The sequence below is a fragment of the Streptomyces sp. NPDC001902 genome (assembly GCF_042891295.1).
Taxonomy (GTDB): Bacteria; Actinomycetota; Actinomycetes; order Streptomycetales; family Streptomycetaceae; genus Actinacidiphila.
Window position 1 is genome coordinate 96,918 of the sequence record NZ_JBIATA010000033.1, and the last position, 10,643, is coordinate 107,560.

A 10,643-nucleotide genomic window follows, 5' to 3' on the forward strand; every position below is an offset into this window, starting at 1 on the left:
GCTCTCGGTGGCCTCGCGGGCTCACGCCGTGAGGCGCTGCTCCAGGTCGTCGAGGACCGCGTTGGCCGCGGTGACGCCGAGCCCGAGGTACCAGGTCTCGTCCGGGACGTCGAAGGCGTGGCCGTCCTTGACCGCGTTCAGGTTCTTCCACAGCGGGTTGCCCTGGGCCTTGGACTTCTCGGTGGCCTTGGGGTCGCCGTAGACGCCGGTGAAGATGTAGTCGGCGTCGGCCTGGTCGATGTTCTCGGCGCTGATCTCGGCGGCCAGGTCCTCGATGTCCTGGTTCTTCGGCCGCGGGATGCCGACGTCCTTGAGGATGGTGCCGATGAAGGAGTCGTTCGCGTAGAGGCGGATCTTGCCCTCGGGCATGTAGCGCACCATCGACACGGTCGGCTTGTCGGCGCCCAGCTTCGTGCCGAGTGCCTCCGCCTTCTTCGCGTACGCGTCGAGGTTCGCCCTGGCCTGCGCGGTCTTGTCCAGCGCGGCCGCGTTGAGGAGGTAGTTCTCCTTCCACGTGAAGCCGGGGCGGATGGAGAAGACGGTCGGCGCGATCTGCGACAGCTCGTCGTACGAGTCGGCGGCGCGCAGCTGGCTGCCCAGGATCAGGTCCGGCTTGAGCGCGGCGATCGCCTCGAGGTTGAGGCTGTTGATGGTGCCGATGTTCGCGGGCTTGCCCGCGGCGCCCTTGAGGTAGGACGGGAGCTCCGGCGAGCCCTCGGTGGGCGCGAGGCCGACCGGCTTGATGCCGAGCGAGACAACGTTATCGAGCTCGCCTACATCCAGGACGACGACGCGCTTCGGCTGCGCCTTGAGGACGGTGCTGCCCATGGCGTGCGTGATGGTGCGCGGCCACTCGCCCGGCTCGGCGGTGGTGCCCATGGCCGCGGTCTTCTCCGCGGCGTCCCCGAAGTCCTCGCCGCCCTGCGCGACGGACTTGGAGTCCTTGGACCCGGCGGTCGCGGAGGCGGCTGCGCTGCCCTCCTTCCCGTTGCTGCTGGATCCACCGCAGGCCGCGAGGGAGAGCGCGGCGGCGATGGCGACAGCGACGGCGGCTGTGCCGCGGCGCCGAAGAGACATGTGGAGGCTCCTGTACGTGGTTCACCTTTGAAGCATTAGGCGAGCCTAACCTTATGCGCTGCCTGTGCGCCCTCCGCAAGCGGGGGGTCCCCGGGCGCTCCCGCCCGGTCCCGGCGCCGCCTCTTGGTCCGGTCTTGACCGGAGCTCGATAGTTACATCAGATTGATTAATCTATTGTTACTAATCATGGATGCGAAGGCACTCGAAGCGGGTGACCCGACCGAGGTCGGGGCTGCGTTGCGGCTGAGCGTGGGCCGGATCGCGCGGCGGTTGCGCCAGGCGCACGCCGTGGGGGACGTGACGCTGTCGGAGGTGTCGGTGATCGCCCGGCTGGACCGGGACGGCCCGGATTCTCCGGGGTCGCTGGCCGAGTTGGAGCGGGTGCGCCCGCAGGCGATGGCGACGACGCTGGCCGGGCTGGAGGAACGCGGGCTGGTGAGCCGCAGGCCGGACGCGAAGGACAAGCGGCGCGTCGTGATGACGGTGACGGAGGCGGGGCTCAAGGTGCTCGCGGACCGCCGGTCGGAGTCGGTGCAGCGGCTGGCCGCCGTGCTGGGCGGGCAGTTCACCGCGCAGGAGCGGCGGCAGCTCGTCGACGCGCTGCCGCTGCTGGACCGGCTGGCGGAGCAGCTGTGACCAGCGCGGACGTCGCCGGCGGCCGCTACAAGTGGGTGGCGCTGTCGAACACCACGCTCGGCGTGCTGATCGCGACGATCGACGCGTCGATCGTGATCATCTCCCTGCCGGCCATCTTCCGCGGGATCGGCCTCGACCCGCTCGCCCCCGGCAACATCGGCTACCTGCTCTGGATGATCCTGGGCTACCTGCTGGTCTCCGCCGTGCTGGTGGTCGTGCTCGGCCGCCTGGGCGACATGTTCGGCCGGGTCCGGATGTACAACATGGGCTTCGCGATCTTCGCCTGCGCCTCGCTCGCCCTGTCCCTCGACCCGCTCAGGGGCGGGGGCGGAGCCCTGTGGCTGATCGGCTTCCGGATCGTGCAGGCCGTCGGCGGGTCGATGCTGACCGCGAACTCGGCGGCCATCCTCACCGACGCCTTCCCCACCCGGCAACGCGGCATGGCGCTGGGCATCAACCAGATCACCGCGCTCGCGGGCCAGTTCCTCGGGCTGATCGCCGGCGGGCTGCTGGCCACCATCGACTGGCGCGCGGTGTTCTGGGTGAGCGTGCCCATCGGCGTCGTCGGCACCGTCTGGTCGTACCGCAGCCTGCGGGAGACCGGCGCACGGAAGCGGGGGCGGGTCGACTGGATCGGCAACCTCAGCTTCACCGCAGGCGCCGGGGGCCTGCTCGCCGCCATCACGTACGGCATCCAGCCCTACGGCGGCCACCCCACGGGCTGGACCAACCCCTGGGTGCTCGGCGGCCTGGCGGCGGGCGTGCTGCTGCTCGTGGCGTTCTGCGTCGCGGAGACCCGGGTCGCGGAACCGATGTTCCAGCTCGGCCTGTTCCGCATCAGGGCGTTCGCCGCCGGCAACCTGGCGGTGCTGCTGACCGCGATCGCCCGCGGCGGCCTGCAGTTCACCCTCATCATCTGGCTGCAGGGCATCTGGCTGCCGCTGCGCGGCTACGACTTCGAGCAGACGCCCCTGTGGGCGGGCCTGTTCATGCTGCCGCTGACCGTCGGCTTCCTCGTGGCGGGGCCGGTGTCCGGGTACCTGTCGGACCGCTTCGGCGCCCGGCTGTTCTCCACGACTGGACTGGTCCTCGTGGCGGCCGCGTTCGTCGGCCTGCTCGCGCTCCCGGTCGACTTCCCCTACCCCGCCTTCGCGGCACTGCTGCTGGTGAGCGGCATCGGGCAGGGCATGTTCTCGGCCCCCAACACCTCGGCCATCATGGGCAGCGTCGCGCCGGATCAGCGCGGCGTCGCCTCCGGCATGCGCTCCACCTTCCAGAACTCCGGTACCGCGCTCTCCATCGGCCTGTGCTTCTCGCTGATGATCGCCGGCCTGGCCGGCTCGCTGCCGCAGACGCTCGCGGACGGACTGCGGGCGAACGGCGTGCCCGCCGGGACCGCCGAGCAGGTCGCCGGACTGCCGCCGGTGAGCACCCTGTTCGCCACCTTCCTCGGCGACAACCCCATCGGCCACCTGCTCGCGCCCAGCGGGGTCCTCGGCACCCTGCCCGAGCACCAGGTGCACGTCCTGACCGGCACGGCCTTCTTCCCCACGCTCGTCTCCGGTCCCTTCCACCACGGACTCGTCACCGTCTTCGGCGCGGCCACCGTCATGGCCCTGATCGCCGCGCTCGCCTCGGCGCTGCGCGGCCGCCGCGACACTCCCGCGGCGAGCCGTCCCGGTGGCGACACGAACGACCCGAACGACCCGAACGTCACGGACAAAGGACAGCAAGAATGGCGCACAGCGCACTCCTCGTGATGGACGTCCAGCGAGCCATCACCGACCGTTTCACCGGGGACACCGGCTACCTGTCCCGGGTGCGTGACGCGATCGACGCCGCGCGTGCCGCGGACGTCCCCGTCATCCACGTCGTCATCGGCTTCCGCGCCGGACATCCGGAGATCAGCTCCCGCAACAAGACCTTCGGCGCGCTCGCGCAGGCGGGCGGCTTCGCCGCGGGCGACCCGGGCGCCGAGATCCACCCCGACGTCGCGCCCGCCCCCGGCGGCATCGTCGTCACCAAGAAGCGCGTCAGCGCCTTCGCGGGCAGCGACCTGGACGTCGTCCTGAGGGCGCGTGGCATCGACAGCCTCGTCCTGACCGGCATCGCGACCTCAGGCGTGGTCCTGTCCACGCTGCGCCAGGCGGCCGACCTCGACTACGGGCTCACCGTCCTGTCCGACGGATGCCTGGACGCCGACCCGGAGGTGCACCGCGTGCTCACGGAGAAGGTGTTCCCGCGGCAGGCCGACGTCGTCACCGTGGAGGAATGGGTCAAGTCCATGGCTCACTGACCCCGGTGGACGGCTCCCCGTGCCCGCCGAGGGCGCGGGCGAGCCGTTCCCCCTGGGCGGCGGTCACGCCGAGGCCCGGCAACGGCTCCGGGTACGGCCGCCCCTCGCCCTCCCCGGTACGGGAACCGCCACCGCTGAGCGGCGAGCCCCACGCCGGGTCGTGCCAGATCCCGTCCCCCGGACCGCCGATGAGGCACCGGGCCGCGAGCGCCGCCGTCTCCTGCGGCGCGCCGACCGCCGTGAGCGCGGCGGCGATCCGCGGCAGGGCCTTCGTGGCGTGCCGCCGGCCGTCGGTGAGCACGGGCAGCAGGAGCAGCAGCCGGGCGGCGGGATCGGACAGGCCCTCGTCCGGGCCGGCACCCGGCACCGCCTCGGCGACGTGCACCAGTTGGCGCCACCGCAGACCGGGGCCGTAGGCGTCGCCGGCGTACGAGAACAGGGTCTCCGCGCGGACCCAGCCGGGGTGGGTGAGAAGGAAGTCCAGCCCGGCGTCGCCGTCGAGGTTCCGGTGGACCAGGACGACGCAGTGGCCGTCCCCGAAGGGCACCCTGAGGACCGGCCAGGCCCGCTCGTCGTCCAGCACCTCGGCCAGGGCGTCGGTGTCGGCCCCGTCGTCCCCGAACCACTCCGGCTCGGGACGCTCGTCGGACGGCCCGGCCTCGCACCACCCCAGGAGGTGGTTCGCCCAGAAGCCGGGACGGTCCGTCAGCGGCTCACCGGCCGTCAGCGGTCCGTGGTCGTACCCCTTGATCAGCACACCGGAAAGGATGCCAGACGCCGCCGGTCAGGCCAGTGGCACGCTACTGCCCGCGGACGCGGCGGCGGACACGCGGCCGCGCAGGTCGAGACGGAGACGTACGAAGTCGGCGCCGCCGGGGCCGGGGCGGCGACCGCCCTCCGGGACCCAGCCGTGGCGGGTGTAGAAGGCGAGGGCGCGGCTGTTGCGCTCCCAGGCGTCCAACAGCCCCGTCTCCAGGGAGGAGTCCCGCAGGAAGCGCACGAACTCGGCGTGCAACCGCCCCCCGACGCCGCGGCCCCAGCGGTCGGGGCGTACGTGGATCCAGTGCAGCTCACCGCACGCCGGCGCGGCCTCCGAGCCCTCCTTGGGCGGCCCCATGGCCACCACGCCGACCACCTCGGTGTCCTCGACGGCGCACAGCACCGTCGTCGCGCTCGACTGGATGGCGTGCGCCCAGGACGCGCGACGGCGCGCCCACCCGTCGGGGCTGTCGATCTCGGAACCGGGCAGGCCGCCCGCCTGGTAGTACGCGGCACGCGCCTGCGTGTGCACGTCCACGATGGCCGCCAGGTCGCCGAACCGCGCCGGGCGCATCAGGGCTGGAGAAGTCGTCACCTCCTGTCAGACGTCCGCGATGTGGGACGGGTTCCCGGCGCGCCGCATCGCCGTGGCGGTCACCCGGCAGGTGACCGCCACGGCGGCGACGGGGACTACGGCTGCGCGGTGACCGGCGGCACGTTGTAGCCGTCGACCCGCAGCTCGGGACGCTTCGACGGCAGCGCCCCGGCGGGCCAGGACAGCGTCACCGTGCGGCTCTCACCAGGGAGCAGCCACAGGTAGTTGTCGCTGTACAGGGTGGGCAGCACCCGGTCCCCGTCACGGGAGTCCAGCAGGGAGAGCCGGACCAGGGCGGCGACCGTGGACCCCCGGTTGCTCAGCCGCGCGGTCAGCCCGTGGCGGTCGCCCGAGAGGTCCGTGTCCGTGACGTCGGCCAGGACCCGGGTCCGCGCGGCCTTGTTGAGCGCCTGCATGTGCTCGGGCTTGCGGTAGCGCCAGTAGACGTTCTCGGACAGCACGTCGCCGTGACGGTCCGTCAGTCGCAGCTTCAGCAGGTGGAAGTCCGGCAGGCCGTCCGTCCACGCCACGGTGAACGCCTCCGCCTTCGCGGACGCCGCGACGTCCACCGTGCCGCGACGCTCCGCGGACAGCGGATGACCGGACAGGTCGAGCAGCCGCGCGGACACCGTCGCACCCTTGAGAGCCGCGGGCGTGTGGTTGACCGCCACGACCTTCCCGGTCACGGGATCGGCCTGCACGTGGACGGGCTCGGCGGCCTTGCGGACCCCGTAGTAGGCGCCGTTGACGTCGAAGTCGTAGTCGTACGTCTGCCACACCGTGCTGTACCAGGCGGGGTGCGACATCCACAGCATCAGGCCGCCGGCGTCGTCCCACAGCCGGCCGTTCCAGGCCTCGAACATGGCGCGGAAGTTTTCGTAGTTGACGAACTGCGCCTTGCGGCAGAAGTCGTCGAGGTCCTCCGCGGTGCCGAGCCGGCCCTCGATGGCCGCGCGGTAGTTCTGCGGGGCCTGGTTGCCGCGGGTGCTCCAGTCGTGGTGGTACCAGACGCCGCCGACCGGCCACTCGGGCTCGTCGCCGGCCATGCGCCGCATCGTCTCGGCGGTCGACACGACGGGCATGCCGATCTCGGTGTGGAACCCGAAGCTGCCGCTGCCGTAGGTGGACGCGGAGTAGTACCGCTCGGGCTCGACCCAGCCGTACGGGCCGCCGCCGGAGACGATGCCGCCGGCCGAGTTGTTCTGGTAGAGCAGGGCGGGGGCCTCCGCGCGGACCGCGGAGCGCATCCCCTCGTCCACCGGGCCCGGAGGGTTGCCCTCGTTGGCGCCGCACCACACCACGACGCTGGGGTGGATGCGGTAGCGCCGCACGGTGTCCCGCGCCAGGTCGAGGAAGGCCTGGCGGTTGGGCGGGTCCATCGCCCAGGCGTTGGGGAAGTCGTTCCACACCAGCAGGCCGTGCTCGTCGCAACTGGCGTAGAACTCCTCGCGGTTGCTGCTGCCGACCCAGTTGCGGATCATCGTGAAGTTCATGTCGCGGTGCATGCGCACGGCCGCGTCCATGCGCTCCGCGGGCATGCGGCGCAGCAGCTCGTCCCAGCCCCAGTTGCCGCCGCGGGCGAAGACGCGGACGCCGTTGACGCTGATCTTGAGCGGCACGGTGGAGTTGTCGACGGACTTCACGTCGGTCCACTCGTCGCCGTCGTCGGAGACCTGGACGGTGTAGGTCCTGGCGTACGCCTGCTCCCAGGTGATGACGACCCGGTCGAACCGCACCGCGGAGCCGAGGTCGACCTGGATCCACTGCTCGTCCTCGTACTTCGAGGACCAGCGGGTGCCCGGCTTGCCGTCCACCGCGTTGCCCGGCCCGCTGCCGTCGCCCTCGGAGGACGAGGCGGTGGCCTCCTTGCGCAGCGCCAGGTCGGTGCCGGGTGTACCGCTGTCGACCACCGACAGGCCCCACATCGACGAGCCCCAGCTGGTGGCGCGCGTGTGGCAGAGGATCCGCAGGTAGCGGGCCGTGGTCGCGGCGAACTCCACGTCCTGCAGGCTCGCCGCGCCCGAGGTCTGGAAGGGCAGCGGGACCGCGGCGTTGTCGACGGACGCGGCGTCGGTCCAGTCGTCGCCGTCGTCGGAGACCTGGACGGTGTACGTCTCGGCGTACGCCTGCTCCCAGGTGACGACGACGCGGTCGAAGGGCACCGCGGAGCCGAGGTCGACCTGGACCCACTGGTCGTCCTCGAACTTCGACGACCAGCGGGTGCCCGGGTCCCCGTCGGTGACGTTGCCGGGGCGGTTGTTCGGGTCGTCGGTGGAGGAGGAGGTGGCCTCCTTGTGCAGGGCGAGGTCGAGGTCGGGCACGCTGCTGTCGGCCACCGACAGCGCCCACATCGACGAACCCCAGTCGGTGGCCCGGGTGCGGCACAGGATCCGCACGTAGCGGGCGGTCCGCCGGGTGAACGTGACCGTCTGCGCGTAGGCGTCGGAGCCGGACTGGAAGGTGAGCGGGGTGTCGTACTCGTAGCCGAACTGGCGCAGGCCGAAGCGCGTGGTGCGCCGGTCGCTCTCCTGCCCGGCCACGGAGGCGGTGAGGGTGAGCCGGTGCAGTTCCGGCTCACCGTAGCCGTTGGGCCACCACAGCTTCGGGTTCCGCAGGCGCAGCTTCGGGTCCGAGGCCGGGTCGAAGACGACGTCGGTGCTGCCGCCCCCCGGCACGGTGACCGTCCGCTGCACGCGCACGCCGTCGAAGGCGGCGGTGACGGTGACGGACCTGGCCTCCGCGGCGGCGTTGCGGAGCGGTACGACGATGGTCACCTCGGCCGTGCGGGTGTCGGGCAGGTCCGGCAGGACGGTGTCGACGCGGGGGTCGCCGAGGACGGCGTCGCCGGTGGAGCGCAGCCGTACGTGGTTCCAGATGCCGGCGGCCCGGTCGCGCACCGCGGGCATCCAGTCCCAGCCGGAGGAGGCCAGGTAGGTCGGCGAGTTGCGGTTCATCATGTTCGCGCCGGCGTCGACGAAGGCGAGGCCGGCCGCGCCCTTGTCGCCGGGGCTGCCCGGGAACGGCATGGGGCTGATCTTCACCGCGAGGGCCTGCGGGCCCTGCGCCGCCAGCAGCCCGGTCACGTCGTAGGCGGCCCGGGCGAAGGGGAAGGTGAGGGTGCCGGCCTGCTTGCCGTTGAGCCAGATGTCCGCCTCGTGGTTGACCCCGTCGAACTCGAGCCAGACGCGGCGCCCGGCCCCGGTGCGCAGGCCCTTGGGCAGGCGGAACTCGCGTCGGTACCACCAGGAGTGGCGGGAGAGGGCCTCGGGGATGTGCAGGTTGGCGAAGCCGGCGACCGGGTCGGGCAGGTGGCCCTCGGCCACGAGCGAGGACAGGACGGTCCCGGGCACGGTGGCCGGCAGCCAGGCGCTGGTGTCCACGGAGGGCGCGGACAGTTCCGCGGCGCTGCCGCCCGCCCAGTCGTCCATGGTCAGGTCCCAGCCGGACTCCAGCGGCACGGTGCCGTCGTCGGCGACCTCCAGGGCCGGGGGCGTGCGGTGGTGGGTGCCCCAGTCGGTCCAGCCGGTGGCCTCGGGGCGGTGTCCGCGCGGGGTGCCGTACACCTGGAAGCCGTTGAGGCCCAGAGGGTTGGCGTTGGAGCGCTTGGTGACCGTCATCCGCACCCAGCGGGCGGTGACGGGCCGGGGCAGGGCGATCTCCACGACCCCGCCCTTGCCGTCGTCGGTGCGGTGCGCGACGGTCCACGACTTCCCGTCGCGCGAGGTCTCGATCACGAAGGCGACCGCGCAACTCGACAGCACCTCCTGGCCGGTGGTGTTGTCGCGGGGGTTGCCACCGGTCCCGGGCGTGAACGGCGGGTCGTCGACCGTCGCCTCGAAGGTGAGGCGCACCGACCCGACCTCGCACAGGGCCTGGAGGTCGACGGCTATCCACTGGGGGTCGCCGGCGGCGGCCCGCCAGCCGGAGCCCCGTACGCCGACCCGGTCGAGGCCGTCGACGGCGAACTCGGCCGGTGTGGGGGCGTAGTCGGTGGAGGACACCGTGACCGGGCGGTACGCGGCGAGTTCGCCCCGGGCATCGGCCGGGTTCGAGGACCGCGTCTGTGCCGTGGCGGCGGCGGGGAAGGCCATGCCGAGCCCGAACCCCGCGAGGAGGGTGGAGCCGGTGGAGAGTACGGCGCGTCGGGAGGGCAGGGAGGACTGGTCCGGCATGAACAACGGCTCCGTTCAGGGATGTTCAATGAGGAGGCGGCCTGGCATCATCGAAGCGATGACAACGTTGCCATCGCGATGACAACGTTGCCGAACATGCACCCGCCGGGAAGGGCCTGTCAAGGTTTTGGGCACGCCACGTTCCGGGATTCTCCTAAATTAGGAATACATATTGACATGAGTCGGGCTTCGCGTCAGAGTCGTTGGTCCGCCCGCGCCGGGGGCCTTTCCGGCGGCGGTCCGGGCAGGAGGTGTCGCCCGCCCAGTGGCCGTCAAAGATGCCCGTATGGCTGCGAAGAGAAGGATCGTGCTGCTGGGCGGCGGCTTCTCCTGGGCGCCCGGGTCGCCGCTCGACGCATACGTGCTGCGCCCCGCCGGGCGGCGCCGCCCGAAGGTCTGCTTCGTGCCCACCGCCAGTGGTGACGCGCAGTCCTACGTCGAGGACTTCCACTCGGCGTTCGCCGCGCGCGACTGCGAACCGGCCCACCTGCCGCTGTTCCGCCGTGACCACCGGGACCTGCGTTCCTTCGTCCTCTCCCAGGACGTCGTCTACGTCGGCGGCGGCAACACCGCGGCCATGCTCGCCGTGTGGCGCGTGCACGGCCTCGACGTGGTCCTCCGCGAAGCCCTCGACGCGGGCGTGCTCCTGTGCGGCATCAGCGCCGGCGCCAACTGCTGGTTCGGGGCGTGCCTCACGGACTCCTTCGGCCCCGTCACACCGCTGCGCGACGGCCTCGGCCTGCTGTCGGGCAGCTTCTGCCCCCACTACGACAGCGAGCCCGCCCGCAGGCCCGCGTTCCGCGCTGCCGTGGCCGAGGGGGAACTGCCCGCCGGCTGGGCCCTCGACGACGGGGTGGCGGCCCTGTTCACCGACGGCGGTCTCACGGAGGTCGTCGCGGAACGACCGGGTCCGACCCTGCACCGGGTGGAGTCCGGGAGCGGTGGCGCGGTGCGCGAGACGGGACTGCCCGCACGCCTGCTGACGTGAGGTCCGGTCAGGAACCGGGTGGGTTGCCGGTCAGTCCTCTTCGGGGCGGTCGGGGCGGACGGCGATGTGGTCGGGTTCGAGTTCGAGCATGACGCGGTTGCGGATGTCGAGGGCGTGGGT

General features: G+C 72.1%; 8 protein-coding genes. 4 read left to right on the forward strand and 4 right to left on the reverse strand.

Annotation, left to right across the window (positions count from 1 at the left end):
• Positions 1 to 21: 21 nt before the first annotated feature.
• Positions 22 to 1,077 carry an ABC transporter substrate-binding protein gene (locus ACFYYN_RS37370; protein WP_500549291.1) on the reverse strand — a complete coding sequence of 352 codons (1,056 nt, stop codon included), beginning with the start codon at positions 1,075 to 1,077 and terminating at the stop codon, positions 22 to 24.
• A gap of 186 nt (positions 1,078 to 1,263) precedes the next feature.
• Between ACFYYN_RS37370 and ACFYYN_RS37375 the strand changes: the two genes are divergently transcribed.
• Genes ACFYYN_RS37375 through ACFYYN_RS37385 form a run of 3 tightly spaced genes read left to right on the forward strand, consistent with a single transcriptional unit; the run spans position 1,264 to position 4,009 of the window.
• Positions 1,264 to 1,713: a MarR family winged helix-turn-helix transcriptional regulator gene (locus ACFYYN_RS37375; protein ID WP_500336186.1), complete on the forward strand. Its 450-nt coding sequence runs from the start codon at positions 1,264 to 1,266 to the stop codon at positions 1,711 to 1,713.
• Positions 1,710 to 3,473 carry an MFS transporter gene (locus ACFYYN_RS37380; RefSeq protein WP_500549292.1) on the forward strand — a complete coding sequence of 588 codons (1,764 nt, stop codon included), beginning with the start codon at positions 1,710 to 1,712 and terminating at the stop codon, positions 3,471 to 3,473. Before ACFYYN_RS37375 ends, ACFYYN_RS37380 begins: the two co-directional genes overlap by 4 nt.
• Positions 3,449 to 4,009 (forward strand): cysteine hydrolase family protein, encoded by a 561-nt coding sequence (locus ACFYYN_RS37385; RefSeq protein ID WP_500549293.1) that lies wholly within the window; start codon positions 3,449 to 3,451, stop codon positions 4,007 to 4,009. The genes ACFYYN_RS37380 and ACFYYN_RS37385 overlap by 25 nt, the downstream gene beginning before the upstream one ends.
• Here the strand turns inward: ACFYYN_RS37385 and ACFYYN_RS37390 are convergent.
• The 3 genes from ACFYYN_RS37390 to ACFYYN_RS37400 all read right to left on the reverse strand — a co-directional run bounded on the left by ACFYYN_RS37390 (position 3,990) and on the right by ACFYYN_RS37400 (position 9,535).
• Positions 3,990 to 4,766 carry a hypothetical protein gene (locus ACFYYN_RS37390; protein ID WP_500549294.1) on the reverse strand — a complete coding sequence of 259 codons (777 nt, stop codon included), beginning with the start codon at positions 4,764 to 4,766 and terminating at the stop codon, positions 3,990 to 3,992. The two genes, ACFYYN_RS37385 and ACFYYN_RS37390, sit on opposite strands and share 20 nt — an antisense overlap.
• Before the next feature lie 27 nt (positions 4,767 to 4,793).
• Complete coding sequence (locus ACFYYN_RS37395) at positions 4,794 to 5,363, reverse strand: GNAT family N-acetyltransferase (RefSeq protein WP_500549295.1); 570 nt, start codon at positions 5,361 to 5,363, stop codon at positions 4,794 to 4,796.
• A 95-nt stretch (positions 5,364 to 5,458) separates the two neighbouring features.
• Positions 5,459 to 9,535, reverse strand: coding sequence for a discoidin domain-containing protein (locus ACFYYN_RS37400; protein ID WP_500549296.1), 4,077 nt, complete (start codon positions 9,533 to 9,535; stop codon positions 5,459 to 5,461).
• A gap of 286 nt (positions 9,536 to 9,821) precedes the next feature.
• On the opposite strand from ACFYYN_RS37400, the gene ACFYYN_RS37405 reads away from it, so the two are divergent.
• Positions 9,822 to 10,523, forward strand: a complete 702-nt coding sequence (locus tag ACFYYN_RS37405; protein WP_500549297.1) for a Type 1 glutamine amidotransferase-like domain-containing protein — start codon at positions 9,822 to 9,824, stop codon at positions 10,521 to 10,523.
• Positions 10,524 to 10,643: the final 120 nt, after the last annotated feature.